We start from the raw sequence: 22,984 nt of genomic DNA on the forward strand, positions 1-22,984 counted from the left end.
GCTGGTGTGTTCGCAGGTGGCCGTCGGCTCCGCTATCGTTCGATTCGACCTTTTATTGGCAATGCGATGACGATGGTTTCCTGGTGGCTGTCGATTCCCTTCTGGAAGCGCGTGTTCGCGGGCTTTGTGTTCGGCGCACTCGCTGGGTGGCTCCTGGGCCCGGCCGCGGAAACCTGGTTCGGACCCTTGGGCACGGTCTATGTGACCCTGATCCGGATGATCGCAGTGCCTTTGGTGCTGTTTGCGGTCATCAACGCGGTAGCGTCCCTGCACGGGCAGAAATCAGTCGCTGCGCTGGGTGGGCGCACGTTCGCATGGTTTGCCGCGACCGCTGCGTTGGCCGTCTGCGTGGGGCTGGGCGTTGGTTGGGTGCTGCAGCCCGGTGCGGGCGTCACCGGGCTCACGGTGGCTGCCGACTACGAGGTGCGGGTCGTGCCCTCGGTGGTCGAGGTCCTGCTGGATGTGGTGCCCGGCAACCCGTTTGCCGCGCTGGCTGAGGGCAAGATCCTCCAGGTCATCGTGTTCGCCGGGCTTGTCGGGTTCGCGCTGGTCAAGCTGGGCGAACGCACCACGGGACTGCGCAAACTGGCCGGTGAAGCCAGCGAGACGATGATCCAGGTTACCCGCTTCGTGCTGGAGATGACGCCGCTGGGGACCTTCGGCCTGATCGCCGCGCTGGTGGGCACCTACGGCTTCGAGAAGCTGCTGCCGCTGGGGATGTTCGTCTTTGCGCTGTACCTGGCCTGCGCGCTGCATATCGTGTTCGTCTACGGCGGCCTGCTGCTCGGTCACGGGCTCAATCCGCTGCGCTTCTTCCGCGGCGCCGCCCCGGCGATGCAGGTCGCGTTCGTAAGTTCATCGAGTTTCGCCTCGATGCCGGCGGCGATGCGCGCGGTGACCCACAACCTCGGCGTGGACAAGGATTACACCGCGTTCTCGGTGCCGCTGGGAGCGAGCATCAAGATGGACGGTTGCGGGGCGATCTACCCGGCCCTGACCAGTCTGTTCGTGGCCCAGTACTTCGACCTGCAGCTGGAACCGACACAGTACCTGGTGATCATGCTGGCTTCGGTCCTGGGCAGTTTCGGCACCGCCGGCGTCCCGGGAACGGCGATCGTGATGGTGACCCTGGTGCTGTCGGCCGCTGGCCTGCCGCTGGAAGGTATCGGCTATCTGGTCGCGATCGATCGCGTGCTGGACATGGCCCGCACGATGACCAATGTCACCGGGCAGATGGTGGTGCCGGTGCTGGTGGCCAGGGAGACCGGCATGCTCGACATGGAGGTCTACAACCGCGCCTCGACCAATATCGGCATGCTCGAAGGCGATCAGCCCCGCGAGTAGCTCCACGACACCAGCCGGCCGTCCTTGTAGGGCATGACGCCGTGGAAAGGCTGCGGGTTGTCGTCGAAAACCATCGGCAGGAACTCGCGGTCACCCTCCCACATCGGTACCTCGTGCAGGCGGTCCAGCGGCACCCACTCCAGACTGCCTTCATGGTTTTCGGTGAACGCGGTGCCGCTGTAGCGGGTAATCAGGAACACGAAGCCCAGCCAGTCCTCGCCCTGTTTACCGAACCCGGGCCAGTTGATGGTGCCGCGCAGCTGCATCTCCTCGCACTGGATGCCGGCCTCCTCGAATATCTCCCGACGCATGCCGGCGGCGATGTCCTCGCCGCTTTCCAGCTTGCCGCCCAGGCCGTTGTACTTGCCCAGGTGCTGGTCGTCGGCGCGAGCATTGCGATGGATCAGCAGCACCTCGCGTCCGTCGTGGGAAAGCACGTACCCCAGGGTGGCGGCGATCGGCGTGTACGGCATCAGCGGGCGGCCTGCTGTTTCGCCATTTCCCGCTCGAAGGCCTGCTGCGCTTCGGCGGCGTACTCGCGGCATTTCATTGGCCGGGGATGGGGGTTGTCGGTGTCCGCAGGCGCCCAGCCCACCCCTTCGGGATGCGGGGCGATCAGCAGGTCGCACGGCAGATTAGCCACGGTGGCGAACCCTTGCTGGTAGGCCTCCGCTATGCGCGGAAAGCGCGGGTTGTCGAGCAACCGGTAGTCCGGTGCACTGAGACTGTCGGCGTAGGCGATCTTCAAGGGCTTGCCGTCGCGGGTGTCGGTCCAGGTCCAGCTCATCGAGCCGGGAGTATGCGCCGGGGTGAAGTGGACGGTGAACAGGGTGGCACCCAACTGGACGCTCTCGCGATCCTGCAGCAGCCGGTCGACCTGCACCGGCGGGAACAGGATCTGGTCGCCGTAGTGGATGTCGTCGCTGCCGCCGCGCGCGAGCAGCACCGCGGACTCGGCGTTGCTGACCAGCATGGCGCCGGTGGCGCGCTTGAGCGCGGCCAGCGGGCCGACGTGGTCGGCGTGGGCATGACTGTGCAGGATCAGCTTGACCGACTCGATCGGGGTGCCGGTGGCGGCGATGTTGTCCAGCAACATGTCCGCCGCCTGGGCGACGCCGCCATCGATCACTACCGCCCCGCCAGGCGTGACGACCAGCAGCGCACTCAGCCCCTCGGTGCCGATATACCACGTGTCGTCGGCGATCCGGAACGGGGTCACCGGTTGCCGCCATGCCTCGCGGGTCTGGTAGCCGGTGGCCTGAGGCAACACCGGCGCGGCGGCAAACGCAGAAGCGATCGACAGTGCGGCGCAGGCAAGCACAAGCGGACGAAGCAGGGGCATGGTGGAATCTGGCAGCGGCGGGAGTGGGGCAGTGTCGATGACTGAACCGCGCAAGTCCATGCTGAGCCCCGTCTGTCGGTGGATACCCCGGGATGCTCCACGCACGCTGGTTACGGCGCCGGCACCGGGTTGCCAGCCTGCACCGGGGGCGGAGCGCATGTGCGGACAAGCTGCGCATAATTGCCGATCGATCAGATTGAGGAGTGCCCCATGCTCGCGACCGCGCGCGTTTCAATTGCTCTGGCCCGTCCCCGGCTCCAGCCGCGACCAGTGGCCATCCGCCGGGTTCTGGCGTGATTGGCAGGCAGCGCGAGCTGACCCTGCGCTTCCTCGCCGAACCGGCCGATGTGAACTACGGCGGCAAGGTGCACGGTGGCGTGGTGATGAAGTGGATAGACCAGGCCGGTTATGCGGCCGCGGTCGGCTGGAGCGGTACCTACAGCGTGACCGTCGCCGTGGGCGGGATCCGCTTCATGGCGCCGATCCGGATCAGTGACCTGGTGACGGTGCGCACCAAGCTCGTCCACACCGGTACCAGCAGCATGCACTTCTCAGTGGAGGTGGCCGCCCGCGATCCGATGGGCGGTGAGCCTCGTCTGTGCACGCACTGCGTGATCGTGTTTGTCGCGCTCGACGGTGTGGAGGGCAAGCCGACCCCCGTTCCTGCCTGGGAGCCCGTCAGCGAGGACGACCGCGAGTTGGCCGAGTACGCGCAGCAGGTGATGGAGCTGAGCAAGGGGATCGAGCAGACCGTGGAGCGCTATCGGCAAGCGCATGACGCTCACGACCACGACGCCTAAGCTGAGCGTCAGGTCGTTCAGCAAACTGCGGATCCCGGAAACGACTCAGCCGCCCGGAGGCGGCTGATTCTGCGCATTCGCGGCGGTTCGGCGTATCAGCTGCCGGCCAGGCGACGCGCCTGCATGTACTTGCCGCTCCAGTAGCCCTTTTCCAGGCTGGAGACCATCACGTCCTTGCCGGTGCTTGGGGCATGCACGAAACGGCCTTCACCAACGTAGATGCCGACGTGGTCGATCCGGCCCTTGCGGCCGAAGAACACCAGGTCGCCCTCGGCGAGTTCGGTTTTGCTGGCAACCAGCTCACCGGAGTTGGCCTGCTCGCGCGATACCCGCGGCAGGTCGATGCCCATGGCATTGCGGAACACGTAGCTGACCAGGCCGCTGCAATCAAAGCCCTTGTCGGGAGTGTTGCCACCCCAGCGGTACGGGGTTCCCAGCAAGGTCAGGGCGCGCTGCAGGATGTTTCGTGCGCTGTTGTCGGGCGGGGTGTAGTCCTCGGCGACCGCAGCTGCCTTGCCTGAAGCCAACATGCCGCTGATGTCGCTGGCCAGGCTCAGGGCCCGGTCCGGCATGCTCATCGCATCCGGCATCATCACCGGCATGTCGGCCATCGAAGGCATGGGCGCCTCGGTGGACTGTGTCGCCAGCGCTGGCAGCGCGGGAAGCGCCAGCAGTGCTGCAAGGAAGAGGGAAATACCTGCCGGCCGACGTCGGGCGGAGGGGGCGGTGGTGCGCGCTGGGCGGCTTGATAAGAGTGTCGTCACGCGGTCATCACTGAAACAGGACGGGCCGATCATGCACCGCAAACGCTGCCGTGACGTTTATATTTCGTAAAAATTTCGTTAGATGGCGTGAAGGAAATGCGAAAACTGCGCATTCAGTTCATTCAATCACGCGCTTGGCGCCGGTGTAGTGGTCACGCCAGTAGGCGCCGTCAAGATGATCCAGACGGACAGTGCCACCGCTGCTCGGCGCGTGCACGAACCGTCCGTCGCCGACATAGATGCCCACGTGGCTCACCTGCCCGCCGCTGCCAAAAAACACCAGGTCGCCTGCCGTGAGCTGGCGCGGCGTGATCTTCTCCCCTTGGTAGGCAGCCAGCGCGCTCGACGAGCGCGGCAGCTTCTTACGCAGCATGTCGTCGTAGACGTAGTTGACCAGGCCGCTGCAGTCAAAGCCCGACTGCGGTGTGTTGCCGCCGTAGCGGTACGGTGTTCCGACCAGGCTGATCGCCCGCATCAGCACCGAATTGGACGCACCCGGATCGGCCGGTGCGTTGCGCCCCCAGTCACGGCTCGGTACTGGTGTGGCCACGTTGGAGCGCACCGATTTGCCGCCACCGCCGCAACCCGCCAGCACGCTGGCGAGGGCAAGGAGCAGCAGCCACCGCCGAGGTGCCCGCAGGATGGCTGCTGGCGCGTAGGCGGTGATGCCGGGATAATGCGCGGCTTTCGTCACGGCACATAGCTTCCCTGCTTCTCCCGTTGACGGCAACCTGCCTTTCGTCCTGCCTCCCACCGAGTACCGCCATGAAAATCGAGAAAGACCGCGTCGTCAGCTTCCATTACTCCGTTGCCGAGCAGGGCAGCGAGGTGATCGAAACCTCCGAAGGCCGCGAGCCGCTGGTGATCCTCGTAGGCCACGGCAACATCATCCCGGGCCTGGAAAAGGCGATGGAAGGCCACGAGGCGGGCGACAAGATCACCGCCGACGTCAGTGCCGCCGACGCCTACGGCGAAGTGCAGGAAGGCATGGTGCAACGTGTGCCGAAGAAGTACTTCAAGGGCACCCGTCTTGCCCCGGGCATGCAGGTCACCTTGCAGACAAAGTTCGGCCCGCGTCCGGTGACGGTGCAGAAGGTCGGCATGAGCGTGGTTGACGTCGACCTCAACCACCCGATGGCGGGCAAGGATCTCAGCTTCAACATCGAGATCGTCGATGTCCGCGAGGCGCAGGCCGAGGAGATCGAGCACGGCCACGTGCACGGCGACGGTGGCCACCAGCACTGATCCGGGGGCGATACGTGAGGGCCAGATCGATACGCGGGTCCTCCATCCACTTGCCGTCCACGCGGCATTGCCCATCGGCAAGTCAGCCTTGCCGATGGGCACGAGCGCTGCCTAAGGCCGGTACCTCTGCGTGCCGGTTTTGCGGTCGCCGCCTACAATGGCGGCCATGGACACCTTCGAACTGCATCGCGGCACCACGGCGCTGCTGGTCAGCCTGCCCCACGACGGCAGCCGCATCCCTGAGGAGCTGGCCGAGCGCATGACGCACGGCGCGCGCACTGCGCCCGACACCGACTGGCATGTGTCCCGCCTGTATGCCTTCGCCCGCCAGTTGGGCGCATCGGTGCTGGTGCCACGCTACTCGCGCTACGTCGTCGACCTGAACCGTCCCTCCGATGACGTCTCCCTGTATCCGGGGCAGAACACCACCGGCCTGTGTCCGGCCGTGCGTTTCAACGGTGAGCCGGTGTATCTGGATGGCGCGGCGCCGACCCGGGCGGAGATCGTCGATCGCGTCCGGCGCTACTGGCAGCCCTACCACGACGCCCTGCGAGCCGAGCTCGAGCGGCTGGTGTCGGCGCACGGCCGGGCGCTTCTGTGGGAGGGCCATTCGATCCGCGGCAGCGAGTTGCCGTTCCTGTTCCCCGGCCGGCTGCCCGACCTCAATCTGGGCACTGCCGATGGCGCCAGTTGCTCGCCGCAGGTCCAACTCGGGCTGGAGGCGGTGCTGGGCGAGCAGAATGAATACGACTGGGTCGCGAACGGCCGCTTCAAGGGCGGCTACATCACCCGCCACTACGGCGCGCCCGACCAGGGCGTGAACGCAGTGCAGCTGGAGATCAGCCAGCGCTGCTATATGGACGAGGAGTCCACGCGTTACCTCCCCGAGCGCGCCTCGCGCCTGCAACGCCTGCTCGACAACCTGCTCGGCAATGCGCTGGCAACGGTTGGCCAGCGCTGATCGTCTGTTTGCAGCCTAGACTTCCAACGTCGCCAGATCGCCCTTGTCTTCCAGCCAGGCCTTGCGGTCGCCGGCGCGCTTGCGCGCCAACAACATGTCCATCAGCGCGTGGGTCTGCGTGCCATCCTCGACGGTGAGCTGGACCAGTCGGCGGGTGTCGGGATGGATGGTTGATTCGCGCAGCTGCGACGGATTCATCTCGCCCAGGCCCTTGAAGCGGGTGACGTTGACGGTGCCGGCAGAGCCTTTCTTGCGCTCGGCTTTCTCGCGTTCGATCTTCTCCAGCAGGATCCGCTTTTCCTCCTCGTCCAGGGCGTAGAACACCTGCTTGCCCAGGTCTACCCGGAACAGCGGCGGCATCGCCACGAACACATGCCCGGCTGCGACCAACGCGGGGAAATGCTGGAGGAACAGCGCGCACAGCAGCGTGGCGATGTGCAGGCCGTCGGAGTCCGCGTCGGCCAGGATCACCACCTTGCCGTAGCGCAGCCCGCTGAGGTCGTCCTTGCCGGGATCGCAACCGATCGCCACGGCGATGTCGTGCACTTCCTGCGAAGCCAGCACGCTGCCGGAAGCGACCTCCCAGGTGTTCAGGATCTTGCCGCGCAGGGGCAGGATGGCCTGGAAGTCCTTGTCCCGCGCCTGGCGGGCGCTGCCGCCGGCCGAGTCGCCCTCGACCAGGAACAGCTCGGTGCGCGAGAGGTCCTGGCTGATGCAGTCGGCCAGCTTGCCGGGCAAGGCGGGGCCCTGGGTGACCTTCTTGCGGGTGATCTGCTTTTCGGTCTTCAACCGGGCGCTGGCACGCTCGATGGCCAGCTGGGCGATCCGCTCGCCCAATTCGACGTTCTGGTTGAGCCACAGGGTGAAGGCATCCTGCGCGGCAGCCTCCACGAAGCCCGCGGTCTGGCGTGAGCTCAGGCGCTCCTTGGTCTGGCCGCTGAACTGCGGATCCAGCAACTTGACGCTGAGCACGAAGGCGACCCGGTCCCAGACATCTTCCGGTGCGAGCTTGACCCCGCGCGGGAGCAGACTGCGGAAGTCGCAGAACGCGCGCAATGCATCGGTGAAGCCGCTGCGCAGGCCGTTGACGTGGGTGCCGTGCTGCGCGGTCGGGATCAGGTTGACGTAGCTTTCCTGGACCAGTTCGCCGTCCGGCGCCCAGGCCACCGCCCAGTCGACCGTCTCCGAATCCTTCTCCAGCTTGCCGACGAACAGCTCGGGAGGAAGCAGTTCGCGCGCGGGCTGGTCGGCGCGCAACTCGTCTAGCAGGTAATCGCTCAGGCCGTCGGCGTAGTGCCACTCGATGCGCTCATCGGTGGCCACGTCCAGCAGCTTCACGGTCAGGCCCGGACACAGCACCGCCTTGGCGCGCAGCAGGTGCTTGAGGCCGCGCAGGTTGAACTTGGGAGTATCGAAGTATTTGGGATCGGGCCAGAAGTGCAGGCGGGTGCCGGTGTTGCGGCGACCGACGCTGCCAACCGTCTCCAACTCCGAGACCCGCTCGCCGTCGGCGAAACTCATCCGCTGCTCGGCGCCGTCGCGCTTGATATAGACATCCAGCCGCGTTGACAGGGCATTGACCACACTGACCCCCACGCCGTGCAGTCCGCCGGAGAAGGTGTAGTTCTTGTTGCTGAACTTACCGCCCGCGTGCAGGCGGGTAAGGATCAACTCCACTCCGGGAACACCTTCCTCGGGGTGGATGTCCACCGGCATGCCGCGTCCGTCGTCGCTGACCTCGCAGCTGCCGTCGGCGTGCATGACCACTTCGATGGTCTTCGCGTGCCCGGCCAGTGCCTCGTCCACCGCGTTGTCGATGACCTCCTGAGCCAGATGGTTGGGCCGGGTGGTGTCGGTGTACATGCCCGGGCGACGCTTGACCGGGTCCAGCCCGGAGAGGACTTCGATATCGGTGGCGTCGTAGCGGTTGTTCATCAGGCAGCGGTTCGCGTTGGGTCGGGGGTGCAGTCAGCTCGCCAGAATGGCGGGCCGCACCGTCGATGGTCAAGGAAGCAACCGCGTGGCAGGCCAATTGGGCGGCCGTCACGAAGCGCCGGTGAAGGCCATCTCAGAGCGGCCGGATTCTATAACGGGGCGTGAAATCCGGCCGCATAAAGGTCCCGTTATTCAGTCTTCGGCAGGGTTGGCGGCTGTAGGGTCGTTTCCGTCGCTTAGGGGAGCGGCCAGCAAGAAAGGACAGCAATCGCCGTCCGCCCACCCCAATCCTAAGGAGATCCACCCAGATGAATATCCGCAAGCTTGTGTTGCCGACCATGATCGCCGCCCTGATGGCCGCTCCGGCCGCTTTCGCCCAGTCCGCCGATCTCGACGCTCAGGCCCAGGCCCAGCAAGCGCAGGCCGCTGCCGACCAGGCAGAGGCACAGGCCATCCAGGCCGAGGCGCAGGCCGCCGCGGCCGCCCAGCAGGCTGACGCCGCTGAGCAGAGTGCCGACGTTGCGCAGGACCGTGCGGACTTCAGCGCCGAAGCCGCCACCCAGGAGCAGGCGATCGAGCCTGAAGAGGAAGACGAGCGCAGCTGATCGCGCCACGTGGTGAGGTAAACGACGCCCCGGCTTGCCGGGGCGTCGTTTCGTCCGGCTCCGCGAATGCTCGCAGACGCTGCCAACCCTTGGCCGCAACGGCAGAGGTCGCGGCAATTCCACGCAGCCGGTAAACTGGCGCTTTCCAGCGGCAGCAAAACAATGACTCCCCTGATCTTCGTCACTGGTGGCGTGGTGTCCTCGCTCGGCAAGGGCATTGCCGCCGCCTCGCTGGCGGCCATCCTCGAAGCGCGCGGTCTGCGCGTGACGATGATGAAGCTCGACCCCTATATCAACGTCGACCCCGGCACGATGAGCCCGTTCCAGCACGGCGAGGTGTACGTCACCGATGACGGCGCCGAGACCGACCTGGACCTGGGCCATTACGAGCGCTACGTGCGCACCCGTCTGGGCCGCAAGAACTCCATCACCACCGGCCGCATCTACGAGAACGTCATCCGCAAGGAGCGTCGTGGCGATTATCTGGGTGGCACGGTGCAGGTCATTCCGCACATCACCGACGAGATCAAACGCGGCATCTTTGCCGCCACCGACGGCTTCGATGTCGGCCTGGTTGAGATCGGCGGCACCGTGGGCGATATCGAATCGCTGCCGTTCCTGGAGGCGATCCGCCAGATCCGCGCCGAGCGAGGGCCGGACAAGGCGCTGTTCATGCACCTCACCCTGGTGCCGTTCATTGCCGCTGCGGGCGAGCTGAAGACCAAGCCGACCCAGCACTCGGTCAAGGAACTGCGCTCGATCGGCATCCAGCCCGACATCCTGATTTGCCGCTCCGAGCAGCCCTTGCCGGATTCGGAACGGCGCAAGATTGCGCTGTTCACCAGCGTGTCCGAGCGTGCGGTCATCTCGGCCGTTGACCTGCAGAACATCTACGACATGCCGGCGCGCTTCCAGGAGCAGGGTCTGGACGAGCTGATCGTCGAGCGTTTGCACCTTGATGCCAAGCCGGCGGACATGCGCGAGTGGGACGCGGTGGTGGATGCGGCGGAGAATCCCGAGGACGAAGTCACCATCGCGATCATCGGCAAGTACGTGGACCATCAGGATGCGTACAAGTCGGTCGCCGAAGCGCTCAAGCACGGCGGCCTGCGCCAGCGCACCCGGGTCCGCTTGAAGTGGCTGGAGTCCAGCGACGTCGAGAAGCGCGGCGCCAGTGCACTGGAGGGCGTCGACGGTGTTCTGGTACCCGGAGGCTTCGGCGATCGCGGCTTTGAAGGCAAGATCGCCGGTGCCCGCTACGCGCGTGAGAACGGTGTCCCGTATTTCGGCATCTGCTACGGCATGCAGGCGGCGGTGATCGAGTTCGCCCGCAACGTGGCCGGGCTGGAAAACGCCAACAGCACCGAGAACGACAAGGCCACCCCTCATCCCGTGGTCGGCCTGATCACCGAGTGGCGCACCGCCAGCGGCGAGCTTGAGCGCCGCAGCGAGGACAGCGACCTGGGTGGCACGATGCGCCTGGGCCTGCAGGAGCAGCGGATCAAGCCCGGCACGCTGGCCCACGAGCTGTACGGCAAGGACGTGGTCGGCGAGCGTCATCGCCACCGCTATGAGTTCAATAACCGCTACCGCACACAGCTCGAGGACGCGGGGCTGGTCATCAGCGCGAAGTCCATCGACGACCTGCTGGTGGAAATGATCGAGCTGCCACGCGACGTCCACCCGTGGTTCCTGGCCTGTCAGGCGCACCCCGAGTTCCTGTCCACCCCGCGTGACGGGCATCCGCTGTTCGTCGGATTCATCCGCGCCGCACGTGACTACAAGGCGGCCCACGGCAAGATGAATGCACGGCTGGACGAGGCCGAGGCATGAACGCCTTGCGCAAGTACGGAGAAGTGCAATGAACTTGTGTGGTTTCGAGATCGGCCTGGACCGGCCGTTCTTCCTGATCGCCGGGCCGTGCGTGATCGAGTCGATGCAGCTCCAGCTCGACACCGCCGGCACGCTGAAGCAGATCACCGACGAGCTCGGCGTTCCCTTCATCTTCAAGTCCAGCTTCGACAAGGCCAACCGCACGTCGGTGTCCGGCTTCCGCGGCCCGGGCATCGAGGAAGGCCTGAAAGTGCTGGCCGAGGTCAAGAAACAGATCGGCGTGCCGGTGTTGACCGACGTCCACGAATACACCCCGATGGACGAGGTCGCCTCGGTGGTCGACGTGCTGCAGACGCCGGCGTTCCTGTGCCGGCAGACCGACTTCATCCAGAAGGTCGCCAGAGCGGGCAAGCCGGTCAACATCAAGAAGGGCCAGTTCCTGTCGCCGTGGGAGATGAAGCACGTCGCCGACAAGGCGCTCGCCACCGGCAACAAGGACATCATGGTGTGCGAGCGCGGCGCCAGCTTCGGTTACAACAATCTGGTCAGCGACATGCGCAGCCTCGCGGTGATGCGTGACACCGGTTGTCCGGTGGTGTTTGATGCGACCCATTCGGTGCAGTTGCCCGGCGGCGCGGGCGGCAAGAGCGGTGGCCAGCGCGAATTCGTGCCGGTGCTGTCGCGTGCCGCCATGGCGGTGGGCATTTCCGGCATCTTCATGGAAACCCATCCCAACCCGGCCGAAGCGCTCTCCGACGGTCCCAACGCCTGGCCGCTCGGCCAGATGCGCGCGCTGCTGGAGACGCTGATGGCCATTGATGAAGTCACCAAGCGCCACCCTTTCCTTGAATCCCAATCCTGAGAGCCCTGCAGACCCGACATGACCGAAATCGCCAAAGTCCACGCCCGCGAAATCCTCGACAGCCGCGGCAATCCGACCCTTGAGGCCGAGATCACCCTTGCCGATGGCAGTTTTGGCCGTGCGATGGTGCCCTCCGGCGCATCCACCGGCTCCAAGGAAGCGGTGGAGCTGCGCGACGGCGACAAGACGCGTTACCTGGGTAAAGGCGTTCGCACCGCCGTGGAGAACGTCAACACCACCATCGCCAAGGCGCTGGTCGGGATGGACGCGGCCGATCAGGCCGGCATCGATCGCCGCCTGATCGATCTGGACGGGACCCGCAACAAGGGCCGTCTGGGCGCGAATGCCTTGCTCGGTGTGTCGATGGCCAACGCCCACGCGATGGCCGCCAATCGCCGCCTGCCACTGTGGAAATACCTGGCCGGCGATCGCCCCGGCGTGCTGCCGGTGCCGATGATGAACATCATCAATGGCGGTGCGCATGCCGACAACAACGTCGACCTGCAGGAATTCATGATCCTGCCGGTGGGCTTCGAGAGCTTCTCCGAGAGCCTGCGCGCCGGCACCGAGGTGTTCCACGCGCTCAAGTCGGTGCTCAAGGGCCGCGGCCTGAGCACCTCGGTCGGCGATGAGGGCGGTTTCGCGCCCGACCTGCGCAGCAACGAGGAAGCGCTGGAAACCATTCTGGAGGCCATCGGCAAGGCGGGCTACAAGGCCGGCGACGACATCCTGCTGGGCCTGGACGTCGCGTCCAGCGAGTTCTACGAAAACGGCAAGTACAACCTGACCGGCGAGGGCAAGCGCCTGACCTCCGAGCAGTTCGTCGAGTTCCTCGCCGGCTGGTGCGCGCAGTACCCGATCATCAGCATCGAGGACGGCATGGACGAAGGCGACTGGGATGGCTGGAAGCAGCTGACCGATGCGCTGGGCAAGAAGGTCCAGCTGGTCGGCGACGATCTGTTCGTGACCAACCCGGAGATCTTCCAGCAGGGCATCGATCAACACGTCGCCAACGCGATCCTGATCAAGGTCAACCAGATCGGCACCCTGACCGAGACGCTGGAAGCCATTTCCATGGCCGACCGGGCGGGTTACGCCGCGGTGGTATCGCACCGTTCCGGTGAGACCGAGGACACCACGATCGCCGACATCGCGGTGGCCACCACGGCGACCCAGATCAAGACCGGTTCGCTGTGCCGCAGCGACCGCGTGGCCAAGTACAACCAGCTGCTGCGCATCGAGGAGCAGCTGGGCGCCGTGGCGACCTATGCCGGTCGCGACGCGTTCGTGTCGCTGCAGGGCTGATACCCGGGCATGCGCTGGATGGCGGCATTGCTGGTAGCGCTCGTCGCGCTGCTGGTGTTCCTGCAAGACCGCCTGTGGGACGGCGAGGGCGGCCGTGACTCGGTCGCCGCGCTGGAGCAGCGCGTGCAGCAGCAGGCCCGCGAGAACGAGGGCCTGCAGCAGCGCAACGATGCACTGTCTGCCGAAGTGGAAGACCTCAAGTCAGGCGAGGCGGCGGTGGAGGATCGTGCTCGCAGTGAGCTCGGCATGATCCGCCCCGGCGAGACGTTCTACCGCGTGGTGGAGCCGGATTCGGGGACGCCTGCGGATCCGGAGCCGGTCACCCAGTGAGCGGGTTTCAAAAGACCGACGATTTCGCGCGGCGGAACCTGTGAGCGGAACCAAGGGCGTGCAAAAGCCAACCCATCAGCCGGGTCAACACGCTGCGCCGACGGTGTGGGCGATCATTCCCGCCGCGGGACGTGGCACGCGCTTTGGCGGCGATGTGCCCAAACAGTATCTGCAGATCGCCGGGCAACCCCTGATCGCGCACGCACTGGACGCGCTGCTTTCGCATCCCCGGATTGCCGGCGCAATGGTGGCGCTGGCCGCCGATGACCGGCACTGGCCGGGCTGGACCATCCGCCACGGCAAGCCGGTCCTTCGCTGCGTGGGCGGCGGGGAAAGGGCGGACTCGGTTCTGGCGGCGTTGCAGGCACTGCCCGCCAGCCCTGAAGACAGTCTGGTGCTGGTCCACGATGCGGCGCGCCCCAACCTGCACGCATCCGATCTCGACCGGCTGTTGCAGGCCGCGACGCAGGACCGCGATGGCGCGATCCTCGCCGCGCCGGTACGCGATACCCTCAAGCGCGCTGGCGGGGACGGACGTATCACCGCCACCGAGCCGCGCGCCGCGCTCTGGCGCGCGCTGACGCCGCAGGCATTCCGTCGCGGCCAGCTCACCGCCGCGTTGCTGGACGCACGCGACAACGGGGTAACGGTGACGGACGAGGCCATGGCGGTCGAGCTCGCCGGCCTCCGACCGCGACTGGTCGAAGGGCGCGAGGACAACCTGAAGGTCACCACACCCGCCGATCGCGATCTGGCCGAGTTCCTGCTCTCCATGCGCCAACGCTGACGGTCCAATCAGTCGAGACCGGCGCCCGCGGGCGGGCAAGCGGCGCGCGGTGGGCGACAATGTCGCCCCGTACTTGCAGCAGGACCGCCATCGATGAGCATCCGCATAGGCCAGGGTTATGACGTCCACGCATTCGGCGACGGCGATCACGTCGTGTTGGGTGGCATCCGGGTTCCGCATGAGCGCGGCGTGGTTGCCCACTCCGACGGGGACGTGATCATCCATGCGCTGTGCGACGCAATGTTGGGCGCGTTGGCGCTAGGCGATATCGGCACCCACTTTCCGCCCAGCGATCCGCGCTGGAAGGACGCCGACAGCCGCACGTTCCTGCGCCATTTCCGCCAGCTCGCAGCCGAGCACGGATGGGAGCTGGGCAACGCCGATATCACCGTCATCTGCGAGCGACCCAAGGTCGGCCCGCACGTCGAGGCGATACGTACGCGGCTGGCGGCCGACCTGGGTGTCGCCGTCGATGCAGTCAGCGTCAAGGCGACAACCTCCGAGAAGCTTGGGTTTACCGGGCGTGGAGAAGGTCTTGCCGCGCTGGTGGTGTGCCTGCTGGTGCGCGGATGAGCGATTCCGCCGCGCAGGACGCCGCGGGCAATGCGTCGCCTGCGGAGAAGCGTGCCCATGGCGAGCCGGTGCTGTCCGCGCGCATGCGCGTGTCGCCGGAGGACTTCTTCGTCGAGGAGCTGGCCGGCTTTGAACCTTCCGGCAGTGGTGAGCACCTGCTTTTGACGGTCGAGAAACGCGGCATGAACACCGCGTTCGCCGCCCGCAGCATTGCGCAGTGGGCGGGCGTGGACGAGCGGGCGATCGGCTACGCCGGCCTGAAGGACCGCCACGCGGTGACCCGCCAGCGCTTCAGCGTGCACCTGCCGCGGAAGACCGCGCCGGCGATCACCGCGCTGCAGGTGGACGGCCTGCAGGTACTGGAACAGGCGTGGCACGCGAAGAAGCTCCCGCGCGGCGCATTGGCCGGGAACCGCTTCGTGCTGGTGTTGCGCGACGTCGTTGGCGATCCGGCCGCGATTGACGCCCGCCTGCAGCAGATTGCCGCCCGCGGCGTGCCGAACTTCTTTGGCGAGCAGCGCTTTGGCCGCGACGGCAACAACCTCGGCAAGGCGCTGGCGATGTTCGAAGGCCGCCGGGTCCGTCGCGACGAGCGCGGCATGTTGCTTTCAGCCGCGCGCTCGGTCCTGTTCAACCAGGTGCTGCAGGCACGGGTCGATGCGCACTGCTGGGATGCGCCGCTGACCGGTGAGGTGTGGATGCTGGATGGCAGCCGCAGTGTGTTCGGGCCGGAGCCGATCAGTGCGGAGATCGAGCAGCGACTGGCGGCGTTTGACATCCATCCCAGTGGCCCGCTGTGGGGCCGCGGCGAGCTGCGCAGCCAAGCCGATGCACTGGCGCTGGAACAGCACGCACTGGCCGACCCGGTCTCGATGCGCATCCGCGCCGGCCTGGAGCAGGCCGGGCTGAAGCAGGAGCGTCGTTCGCTGCGCCTGCGCGCCGATGCGCTGGGCTGGCAATGGCGCGATCCCGCCACACTGGAGCTGTCCTTCAGCCTGCCCGCGGGGACCTACGCCACGGTGGTGCTGGCGGAGCTGGGCGCGGTCAGCGACGCCTCCGGCCAGCGCGGCCCCTGATCGCGCAGAAACGCGCGCCGTGCCGGGCTCGCGTCAGCGACGCCGCGGCGGCGCCAGCAGGACCACCACCGCGCCGCTGCCGCCCTGGGCGGGCAAGGGCGAATGAAACGCCAGCACGCTGGAGCGCTGCCGCAGCATGCGGTCGACCAGATTCTTCAATACCGGCGCGCCACTGCGACCGATATCACCGTCGCCACGCCCGCCCTTGCCGTGGATGATGCGGACACAGCCCAGGCCGTGGCGCTGCGCATCGCTCAGGAACGCGCGCACCAGCGCTTCGGCGGTACGCGCGTCGGTGCCGTGCAGATCAAGCTCCTCCTGGGCGGACATCTCGCCCCGGCGCAGTCGCTGCCACGCCTCCTGGGTGACATCACCGCGCCAGGCAAGCGGGTCGTCGGCTTCAAGGAGCGTTGATTCCAGCGCGTGGCGCAGATCCTCGCGTGCCTCGACATCGTCGCGCTCGGCCATTTTCGCGCGCGGCTTCGGGCGCGGTGCGGCGGGTGGCGCGGGGCGTTCTGGCAGTTTGCGAACCGGCCCGATCGCGCTGCGGAACAGCGCGGCATCGTCGTCGTCGGCGCCGTTCAACGGGGTATTCCGTTATCCATCGTCCTAGCCTAACGCGCCGGAGCGGATGCGGACATCACGGCCCGGAAATTGCCCGCGTCGGGGCGGCGACGGGTGCCTGCCATCGGCTATCATGACCGCTTTGACGGGATCGAAGCCGCCGCACTGCCGGCACCTGCGATCCGCTCCGCGACCGGCCACGCCGGTCCCTGCCACTACTGCATTGCGCCCCCGTGGCGCTCGCCAAGGGAGATCATGCGAGTTCTGGTCAGCAACGACGACGGTGTCGATTCACCCGGCATCCGCGCCCTCGCACAGGGATTGCGGGCCGCCGGTCACGAAGTGGTGGTGGTCGCACCGGACCGTGATCGCTCCGGCGCCAGCAACTCGCTCACCCTGGACATGCCGATCCGGGTGTTCCAGCACGATGAGACAACCTGGCGCGTGGCCGGTACACCTACCGATTGCGTGCATGTCGCCATCACCGGAATGCTCGACAGGGAGCCCGACATCGTCGTGTCCGGGATCAACGACGCGGCCAATCTGGGCGATGACGTGATCTATTCGGGTACCGTGGCGGCCGCGATGGAGGGGCGTTTCCTCGGCCTGCCCGCGGTCGCCGTGTCGCTGGTGACCAACGGCGAGGTTGGCCGGCACTACAACACCGCCGCGCGTGCCGCCGTGGAGATCATCGCCCGCCTGGTCATTGATCCGCTGCCGGCGGACACCATCCTCAACGTCAACGTGCCCGACCTGGCGTGGGAAGACGTGCGCGGGTTCCAGGTCGGCCGACTGGGCAATCGCCACCGCGCCGAAGCCTGCGTACCGCAGGAGGACCCGCGCGGTCGCCAGTGGTGGTGGATCGGTGCCGCTGGCCCCGAGCAGGACGCCGGCCCCGGCACGGATTTCCATTCTGTCCGCAGCGGCTACATCGCCATAACCCCGATCAAGGTCGACCTGACGCGCTACCAGGCCCTGGAGCAGGTGGCGAACTGGGTCAGCGGGCTGGAGGCGTCGCTGGAGGCCTCCGCGGGATCCGCGCCGGGGGGGAACGGCCGATGAGCCTGAAGATGCGCCTGCAACCCACCGACCTGGGTTCCGGCCTGACCTCCCAGCGCGTGCGCGACCGGCTGGTCGATCGCCTCCGCGCCGCCGGCATCAGCGATGAGCGCGTGCTCAACGCCGTGCGCAACGTCCCCCGCCACCTGTTCGTGGACGAGGCGCTGGAAAGCCGCGCCTACGACGACACCGCGTTGCCGATCGGCCACGGCCAGACCATTTCCCAGCCGTGGGTGGTGGCGAAAATGACCGAAACCCTGATGCAGGTCCAGCCGTCCAAGGTGCTGGAGATCGGCACCGGCTCGGGCTACCAGGCCGCGATCCTTGCCGCGCTGGGGCTTGAAGTGCACACGGTGGAGCGTATCGGCGAGCTGCTGCGCACAGCGCGCAAGCGGTTCCGCCAGCTGGGGATGAACGTCCGCAGCAAGCACGACGACGGCCGTATCGGCTGGCCGGAAAACGGTCCCTTCGATGCCATTCTGGTAACCGCTGCGGCGCCTGCCCTGGTGGATGCCCTGACCGCCCAGCTGGCCCCCGGCGGGGTGCTGGTCGCGCCGGTTGGCGCATCGGACGGGCAGTTGCTGCTGCGGTTGAGCAAGGATGGCGATGGGCGCATCACCCAGGAAACCATCGGTTCGGTGGTATTCGTACCGCTGCTGTCGGGCCTGGTCGACTGAAGGACATCTGCGCTTGAAACTATTCGGACCGATGTACGATCGCTGCCTGGTGTGGGCCGGCCACCGGCGCGCGCCGGCGCTTTTGTTCGGCCTGAGTTTTGCCGAGGCAGTGGTATTCCCGATTCCGCCCGAGGTGATGCTGGGGCCGATGTCCCTGGCGCGGCCAACGCGCGCGTTCTGGTTCGCCCTCCTCAGCCTGCTCGGCTCGCTGGCTGGTGCAGTGCTGGGGTATTTGCTCGGGCACTACGCGTTCGAGCTCGTTCGCCCCCTGCTGGTCACCCTGGGCTGGATGGACCGGATCGATGTGGAGGTGTCGGCGCTGCGCGAGATTGCCGCCAACTCACCTTGGAAAGCATTTTGGGTACTGGTGCTGGTTGGCTTCACACCCATCCCGCTGAAGATTTTCACCTGGGCTTCCGGCATCGTCGGGGTACCTTTGCTGCCGTTTATCGCCAGCATGTTCGTTGGCCGCGGCAAGCGCGTGTTTCTGCTGGCGCTGGCGATCCGGCTGGGTGGCCAACGCGCCGAGGCAGCATTGCGGCGCTACATTGAACCGGTCGGCTGGATCGCAACGGTCCTGTTGCTGGCGGCATTTACCTGGCTGATCTGGAGGACACAACAAGGCGCATGAGCATGACGACTCCCGAACGCAACATTCTCTCCCGCATGATCCTGGCGGCCGCGGTCGCGACGGCGCTGGCTGCGTGCTCAAGCGCGGTCACCCGGGAGAGCAGCCCGGTTTCCACGCCCAAATACGGTGCGACGCGGGTCGTCCAGCGTGGTGACACGCTGTACCGGATTGCGACCGAGAACGGCATCGCGATGCGCGATCTTGCGGCCTGGAACGGTCTGGGCGCGCCCTACACGATTTATCCCGGACAGCAACTGGTGCTGTATCCCAAGTCGGGCGGGGCAGTAGCAAGCAGGCCGCCGGCACCGGCAAGCGGTGGCACCCGCGCACCCACCGCCAGTGCGCCGGTCGCCTCAGCTCCCAGTGCAGCTCCGCTGGCCAGTGGCATCGCCTGGCGCTGGCCGGTGGACGGCGCACTGCTGAGCCGCTTCGTCGCCGGCGAGCCGACCAAGCAGGGCATCGATATTGCCGGTACGGCGGGCGCCCCGGTCAAGGCGGCCGGCGACGGCACCGTGGTCTATTCCGGTTCGGGCCTGGTGGGCTATGGAGAGCTGGTCATCATCAAGCACAACGAGCAGTGGCTGTCGGCGTATGGCCATAACAAGAGCCGGCTGGTGGAGGAGGGCGCCCGGGTGAAAGCCGGCCAGCAGATCGCCGAGCTCGGTCGCACGGGCGCGTCCCGCGACATGCTCCACTTCGAGGTGCGCTACAACGGCAAGCCGGTCGATCCGCTTCTGTACCTGCCGAAAAAGTAGCCGGCGGTCGTTGCGTTCCGGCGGCCTGCTCAGCCCGGCGGCTCAGCCGGGCAGCATGAAGCCGGCAACAACGCGTCGGTTTTCGCTGGCCAGCACGCTGAAGGTCCGCGCGGCGGCGGAATTGGTCATCACTTCGATGCCGATTCCGCGACGCAGGCAGACCGCCATCACCTTCGCCGGCGCGAACACCTGCTGGCCGCCACCGCCGATGATCACCACTTCCGGCTCCAGGGCCAGCAGCGGATCGAGATCGGACGCCGTCAGGTCCTGCATGTCGCGCACGCCCCAGTCCTCGGACAGGTGGTTGGGCGTCAGTATGAAACTGCGGGTCAGGCGGCGGTCATTGACCAGCGCCACGCTGCCGTCGGCAGCGCGAAGGAAGAACTCGTAGTCCGGGCGTTCCAGGGTCAGTTCCATCGCGCCATGCTAGCAAGCGCGAGGGAGACTAAGAAGGAGCCGCGCGCTCAGGCGCGGGGCAGGACGATGTGGCGCTTCTCTTCGCTGGGACGGTACAGCGCGACGGTGTGGCCGATTTTCTGCACCAGCGCCGCGCCGGTGCGCTGCACCAGCTGCGCGATCATCTCATCGCGAACCTCGCGATCGGCCGCGCCCACCTTCACTTTCACCAGCTCATGGTTTTCCAGCGCGAGCTCGAGCTCCGCCACCAGTGCATCGGAAATGCCTTTTCCGCCGACCTGGATCATGGCCTTGATGTCGTGTGCCTGGCCGCGCAGGAAGCGGGTCTGGGCACTGGTCAGGACGGTTGCCATCGATGCACGCAAATGAGGTTGGGAAGGGCCCGCAGGGTATCATGGCCGGCCCGTCCTCCAACGGTTTTTGTCCGATGGCTACCCGCAGCAAAAGCAGCCAGCGCTGGCTCAAGGAGCATCACTCCGATCCGTTCGTCAAGCGCGCGCGGGCGGAAGGCCTGCGCTCGCGTGCCGCCTACAAGCTGGAGGAACTGGTAAAGCGTGACCGCCTGTTGAAGCCGGGCATGGTGGTGGTGGACCTGGGCGCCGCGCCGGGTGGCTGGTCGCAATGGGTCCGCCAGGCCCTGGGCGACACCGGCCGGGTAATCGCGTTGGACATCCTGGAGATGCCGACCCTGGCCGGCGTGGAGTTCCTTCATGGCGATTTCAGGGAGGATGCGGTCTTATCGGAGCTGGTGCGCACTCTGAATGGCAAACCGGTGGACCTTGTTCTCTCCGATATGGCCCCCAATAAGAGTGGTGTGGATGCGGTCGACATGCCGCGTGCGCTGTACCTGGCGGAGTTGGCGATGGATTTTGCCGACCACCACCTTCGCGTCGATGGCAATTTCCTGATCAAGCTGTTCCAGGGAGTGGGCTTCGACGATTATGTGCGGGAACTGCGGCGGCGTTATGCCAAGGTGGTCATCCGCAAGCCGGAAGCGTCGCGCAAGCGCTCCCCGGAGGTCTACGCCCTTGCACAGGGCAAACGCGCACAAATCAAGTGATCCGGTCCTCGCTACGCGCCGTATTACAAGCGTCGCTGCTTCATTCCGATGTCTGCCGTGGCAGGCCGTCCGCACAAAAAAAGTGATCCGTAACCTATGAACGACATGGCCAAGAATCTGATGCTCTGGGTGATCGTTGCCGTGGTTCTCATGGTGGTGTTCCAGGCATTCGGCCCGCGTACCCCCGGCGCCGCCGGCCCCCTCGCCTACGACCAGTTCATCCAGCAGGTGCAGGCCGACCGCATCGAGAAGGTCCGCATTGACGAGGATCGGACCACGATCACCGGCAAGCGCAAGGACGGATCGGAGTTCACCACCTTCAGCCCCGGCGACAAGGATCTGGTCAACGACCTGATGCAGCACAACGTCGGCATCGAGCAGGTGCCGCCCGGCGGCCCGTCGTTCTGGTCCGTCCTGCTCAACTTCCTGCCGATCCTCCTGATCATCGCGTTCTGGCTGTTTGTCATGAAGCAGATGCAGCAGGGCGGCGGCAAGGGCGCCATGAGTTTTGGCAAGTCGCGCGCCAAGTTGCAGGGCGAGGACCAGATCAAGGTGACCCTGGCCGACGTGGCCGGCTGCGACGAGGCCAAAGAGGAAGTCGGCGAACTGGTCGAGTTCCTGCGCGACCCGAGCCGCTTCCAGAAGCTGGGCGGCAAGATTCCCCGCGGCGTGCTGATGGTCGGTCCTCCCGGTACGGGTAAGACCCTTCTGGCCCGCGCCATCGCCGGCGAGGCCAAGGTGCCGTTCTTCTCGATTTCCGGCTCCGACTTCGTTGAGATGTTCGTGGGTGTCGGCGCCAGCCGCGTGCGCGACATGTTCGAGCAGGCCAAGAAAAGCGCGCCGTGCATCATCTTCATCGACGAGATCGACGCGGTCGGTCGCCATCGCGGCGCCGGTCTGGGCGGCGGTCACGACGAGCGCGAGCAGACCCTCAACCAGTTGCTGGTGGAAATGGACGGGTTCGAGGGCGGCGAGGGCGTGATCGTGATCGCCGCGACCAACCGCCCCGACGTGCTCGATCCCGCACTGCTGCGCCCGGGTCGCTTCGACCGTCAGGTCGTGGTCGGGCTGCCGGACGTGCGGGGCCGCGAGGAGATCCTGCGCGTGCACATGCGCAAGGTGCCGCTGTCGGATGACGTCGTGCCGATGACCATTGCGCGTGGCACGCCGGGCTTCAGTGGCGCGGACCTGGCCAACCTGGTCAACGAGGCGGCGTTGTTTGCCGCCCGCGAGAACGCGAAGGACGTCCGCATGGACCACTTCGACAAGGCGCGCGACAAGATCATGATGGGCGCGGAACGCCGCTCGATGGCGATGAGCGACGACGAGAAGAAGCTCACCGCCTACCATGAGGCGGGCCATGCCATTGTCGGGCGCGTGGTGCCCGAGCACGATCCGGTCTACAAGGTCACCATCATTCCGCGCGGCCGTGCGCTGGGCGTGACCATGTATCTGCCCGAGGGCGACAAGTACAGCTACAACCGTACCGCCATCGAGTCGCAGCTGGCCTCGCTGTACGGCGGTCGTGTTGCCGAGGAGCTGATCTTCGGCGCCGACAAGGTCACTACGGGTGCGTCCAACGACATCGAGCGGGCTACCAAGATGGCCCGCAACATGGTCACCAAGTGGGGCCTGAGCGACGAGATGGGTCCGATCTCCTACGGCGAGGAGGATGACGAGGTCTTCCTGGGGCGTTCGGTGACCCAGCACAAGAGTGTCTCCGACGACACCGCGCGCAAGATCGACGAAGTGGTGCGCGGGATCCTTGACAAGGCCTACCAGCGCGCGACGGAGATTCTCTCCACGCACCTCTCGGAACTGCACGCGATGGCGGATGCGCTGCTCGAGTACGAGACCATCGACGCCCACCAGATCGACGACATCATGGCCGGCCGCAAGCCGAACCCGCCTGCGGACTGGGGCAAGACCGACAACCTGCCGCCCCCGCCCAAGGACACCCCGCGTTCGCCGGGTCCCATTGGTGGTGCTGCGGAGCAGCTGTAGACGGTCACCGCTTGAGATGACACAAAAACGCCCCTGACCGGGGCGTTTTTGTTTG

Annotated in this window: 26 protein-coding genes; 18 read left to right on the forward strand and 8 right to left on the reverse strand. The window is 66.4% G+C overall.

Features of this window, described 5'->3' with window-relative positions:
• The first annotated feature begins 66 nt into the window (after positions 1 to 66).
• Positions 67 to 1,344, forward strand: a complete 1,278-nt coding sequence (locus KZ491_RS00615) for a dicarboxylate/amino acid:cation symporter (RefSeq protein ID WP_222563953.1) — start codon at positions 67 to 69, stop codon at positions 1,342 to 1,344.
• Here the strand turns inward: KZ491_RS00615 and KZ491_RS00620 are convergent.
• Both KZ491_RS00620 and bla read right to left on the reverse strand, forming a co-directional pair.
• Positions 1,329 to 1,817, reverse strand: a complete 489-nt coding sequence (locus KZ491_RS00620; RefSeq protein ID WP_222563954.1) for an NUDIX hydrolase — start codon at positions 1,815 to 1,817, stop codon at positions 1,329 to 1,331. The genes KZ491_RS00615 and KZ491_RS00620 overlap by 16 nt on opposite strands.
• On the reverse strand, positions 1,817 to 2,686 hold the full coding sequence (gene bla / locus KZ491_RS00625; protein WP_222563955.1) for a subclass B3 metallo-beta-lactamase: 870 nt from the start codon (positions 2,684 to 2,686) through the stop codon (positions 1,817 to 1,819). Before bla ends, KZ491_RS00620 begins: the two co-directional genes overlap by 1 nt.
• 293 nt (positions 2,687 to 2,979) lie before the next feature.
• Here bla and KZ491_RS00630 point away from each other — a divergent pair, with 293 nt between their 5' ends.
• Positions 2,980 to 3,486, forward strand: coding sequence for an acyl-CoA thioesterase (locus KZ491_RS00630; protein WP_222563956.1), 507 nt, complete (start codon positions 2,980 to 2,982; stop codon positions 3,484 to 3,486).
• A 95-nt stretch (positions 3,487 to 3,581) separates the two neighbouring features.
• Here KZ491_RS00630 and KZ491_RS00635 read toward each other — a convergent pair whose 3' ends face one another.
• Together KZ491_RS00635 and KZ491_RS00640 are read right to left on the reverse strand one after the other, a co-directional pair.
• A complete protein-coding gene (locus tag KZ491_RS00635; protein WP_246606433.1) occupies positions 3,582 to 4,106 on the reverse strand; it encodes a C40 family peptidase in 525 nt (174 codons plus the stop codon).
• A gap of 262 nt (positions 4,107 to 4,368) precedes the next feature.
• Positions 4,369 to 4,917, reverse strand: a complete 549-nt coding sequence (locus KZ491_RS00640; RefSeq protein WP_425493081.1) for a C40 family peptidase — start codon at positions 4,915 to 4,917, stop codon at positions 4,369 to 4,371.
• Positions 4,918 to 5,015: 98 nt separating this feature from the next.
• On the opposite strand from KZ491_RS00640, the gene KZ491_RS00645 reads away from it, so the two are divergent.
• Positions 5,016 to 5,495, forward strand: a complete 480-nt coding sequence (locus KZ491_RS00645; protein ID WP_222563958.1) for an FKBP-type peptidyl-prolyl cis-trans isomerase — start codon at positions 5,016 to 5,018, stop codon at positions 5,493 to 5,495.
• Between the two features lie 166 nt (positions 5,496 to 5,661).
• Entirely contained in the window at positions 5,662 to 6,456 is a 795-nt protein-coding gene (hutG, locus tag KZ491_RS00650; protein ID WP_222563959.1) for an N-formylglutamate deformylase, read from the forward strand.
• A 15-nt stretch (positions 6,457 to 6,471) separates the two neighbouring features.
• On the opposite strand, the gene parE is transcribed toward hutG, so the two are convergent.
• A complete protein-coding gene (gene parE / locus KZ491_RS00655; RefSeq protein WP_222563960.1) occupies positions 6,472 to 8,391 on the reverse strand; it encodes a DNA topoisomerase IV subunit B in 1,920 nt (639 codons plus the stop codon).
• A 308-nt stretch (positions 8,392 to 8,699) separates the two neighbouring features.
• On the opposite strand from parE, the gene KZ491_RS00660 reads away from it, so the two are divergent.
• The 8 genes from KZ491_RS00660 to truD all read left to right on the forward strand — a co-directional run bounded on the left by KZ491_RS00660 (position 8,700) and on the right by truD (position 15,762).
• A complete protein-coding gene (locus tag KZ491_RS00660) occupies positions 8,700 to 8,996 on the forward strand; it encodes a hypothetical protein (RefSeq protein WP_222563961.1) in 297 nt (98 codons plus the stop codon).
• 162 nt (positions 8,997 to 9,158) lie between these two features.
• Complete coding sequence (pyrG, locus tag KZ491_RS00665; RefSeq protein WP_222563962.1) at positions 9,159 to 10,829, forward strand: CTP synthase; 1,671 nt, start codon at positions 9,159 to 9,161, stop codon at positions 10,827 to 10,829.
• 28 nt (positions 10,830 to 10,857) lie between these two features.
• Positions 10,858 to 11,691: a 3-deoxy-8-phosphooctulonate synthase gene (kdsA, locus tag KZ491_RS00670; RefSeq protein WP_222563963.1), complete on the forward strand. Its 834-nt coding sequence runs from the start codon at positions 10,858 to 10,860 to the stop codon at positions 11,689 to 11,691.
• An 18-nt stretch (positions 11,692 to 11,709) separates the two neighbouring features.
• The gene (eno, locus tag KZ491_RS00675; protein WP_222563964.1) at positions 11,710 to 12,996 is read left to right on the forward strand and encodes a phosphopyruvate hydratase; all 1,287 of its coding nucleotides are present in this window, start codon (positions 11,710 to 11,712) and stop codon (positions 12,994 to 12,996) included.
• Positions 12,997 to 13,005: 9 nt separating this feature from the next.
• Positions 13,006 to 13,326, forward strand: a complete 321-nt coding sequence (gene ftsB, locus KZ491_RS00680; protein WP_043957447.1) for a cell division protein FtsB — start codon at positions 13,006 to 13,008, stop codon at positions 13,324 to 13,326.
• Positions 13,327 to 13,384: 58 nt separating this feature from the next.
• Positions 13,385 to 14,113 (forward strand): 2-C-methyl-D-erythritol 4-phosphate cytidylyltransferase, encoded by a 729-nt coding sequence (ispD, locus tag KZ491_RS00685; protein ID WP_343225503.1) that lies wholly within the window; start codon positions 13,385 to 13,387, stop codon positions 14,111 to 14,113.
• Between the two features lie 93 nt (positions 14,114 to 14,206).
• The gene (ispF, locus tag KZ491_RS00690) at positions 14,207 to 14,686 is read left to right on the forward strand and encodes a 2-C-methyl-D-erythritol 2,4-cyclodiphosphate synthase (protein ID WP_222563965.1); all 480 of its coding nucleotides are present in this window, start codon (positions 14,207 to 14,209) and stop codon (positions 14,684 to 14,686) included.
• Positions 14,683 to 15,762, forward strand: coding sequence for a tRNA pseudouridine(13) synthase TruD (truD, locus tag KZ491_RS00695; RefSeq protein WP_222563966.1), 1,080 nt, complete (start codon positions 14,683 to 14,685; stop codon positions 15,760 to 15,762). The genes ispF and truD overlap by 4 nt, the downstream gene beginning before the upstream one ends.
• A gap of 33 nt (positions 15,763 to 15,795) precedes the next feature.
• Here the strand turns inward: truD and KZ491_RS00700 are convergent, their stop codons facing one another.
• A complete protein-coding gene (locus tag KZ491_RS00700; RefSeq protein WP_222563967.1) occupies positions 15,796 to 16,347 on the reverse strand; it encodes a Smr/MutS family protein in 552 nt (183 codons plus the stop codon).
• Positions 16,348 to 16,581: 234 nt separating this feature from the next.
• Here KZ491_RS00700 and surE point away from each other — a divergent pair, with 234 nt between their 5' ends.
• Genes surE through KZ491_RS00720 form a run of 4 tightly spaced genes read left to right on the forward strand, consistent with a single transcriptional unit; the run spans position 16,582 to position 19,448 of the window.
• Complete coding sequence (surE, locus tag KZ491_RS00705; RefSeq protein ID WP_222563968.1) at positions 16,582 to 17,388, forward strand: 5'/3'-nucleotidase SurE; 807 nt, start codon at positions 16,582 to 16,584, stop codon at positions 17,386 to 17,388.
• Positions 17,385 to 18,062: a protein-L-isoaspartate(D-aspartate) O-methyltransferase gene (locus tag KZ491_RS00710; RefSeq protein WP_222563969.1), complete on the forward strand. Its 678-nt coding sequence runs from the start codon at positions 17,385 to 17,387 to the stop codon at positions 18,060 to 18,062. The genes surE and KZ491_RS00710 overlap by 4 nt, the downstream gene beginning before the upstream one ends.
• Positions 18,063 to 18,075: 13 nt before the next feature.
• The gene (locus tag KZ491_RS00715) at positions 18,076 to 18,693 is read left to right on the forward strand and encodes a YqaA family protein (RefSeq protein WP_222563970.1); all 618 of its coding nucleotides are present in this window, start codon (positions 18,076 to 18,078) and stop codon (positions 18,691 to 18,693) included.
• Positions 18,694 to 18,695: 2 nt separating this feature from the next.
• Positions 18,696 to 19,448, forward strand: coding sequence for a peptidoglycan DD-metalloendopeptidase family protein (locus tag KZ491_RS00720; RefSeq protein ID WP_222563971.1), 753 nt, complete (start codon positions 18,696 to 18,698; stop codon positions 19,446 to 19,448).
• 42 nt (positions 19,449 to 19,490) lie between these two features.
• Here the strand turns inward: KZ491_RS00720 and KZ491_RS00725 are convergent, their stop codons facing one another.
• Both KZ491_RS00725 and yhbY read right to left on the reverse strand, forming a co-directional pair.
• Positions 19,491 to 19,865, reverse strand: coding sequence for an Mth938-like domain-containing protein (locus KZ491_RS00725; protein WP_222563972.1), 375 nt, complete (start codon positions 19,863 to 19,865; stop codon positions 19,491 to 19,493).
• 47 nt (positions 19,866 to 19,912) lie between these two features.
• On the reverse strand, positions 19,913 to 20,218 hold the full coding sequence (yhbY, locus tag KZ491_RS00730; protein WP_222563973.1) for a ribosome assembly RNA-binding protein YhbY: 306 nt from the start codon (positions 20,216 to 20,218) through the stop codon (positions 19,913 to 19,915).
• Positions 20,219 to 20,292: 74 nt separating this feature from the next.
• On the opposite strand from yhbY, the gene rlmE reads away from it, so the two are divergent.
• Positions 20,293 to 20,925, forward strand: a complete 633-nt coding sequence (gene rlmE / locus KZ491_RS00735; RefSeq protein WP_222563974.1) for a 23S rRNA (uridine(2552)-2'-O)-methyltransferase RlmE — start codon at positions 20,293 to 20,295, stop codon at positions 20,923 to 20,925.
• 96 nt (positions 20,926 to 21,021) lie between these two features.
• Complete coding sequence (gene ftsH, locus KZ491_RS00740; RefSeq protein ID WP_222563975.1) at positions 21,022 to 22,929, forward strand: ATP-dependent zinc metalloprotease FtsH; 1,908 nt, start codon at positions 21,022 to 21,024, stop codon at positions 22,927 to 22,929.
• Positions 22,930 to 22,984: the final 55 nt, after the last annotated feature.

It is taken from the genome of Novilysobacter antarcticus (assembly GCF_019802285.1).
In the GTDB taxonomy this organism is placed as follows: domain Bacteria; phylum Pseudomonadota; class Gammaproteobacteria; order Xanthomonadales; family Xanthomonadaceae; genus Novilysobacter; species Novilysobacter antarcticus.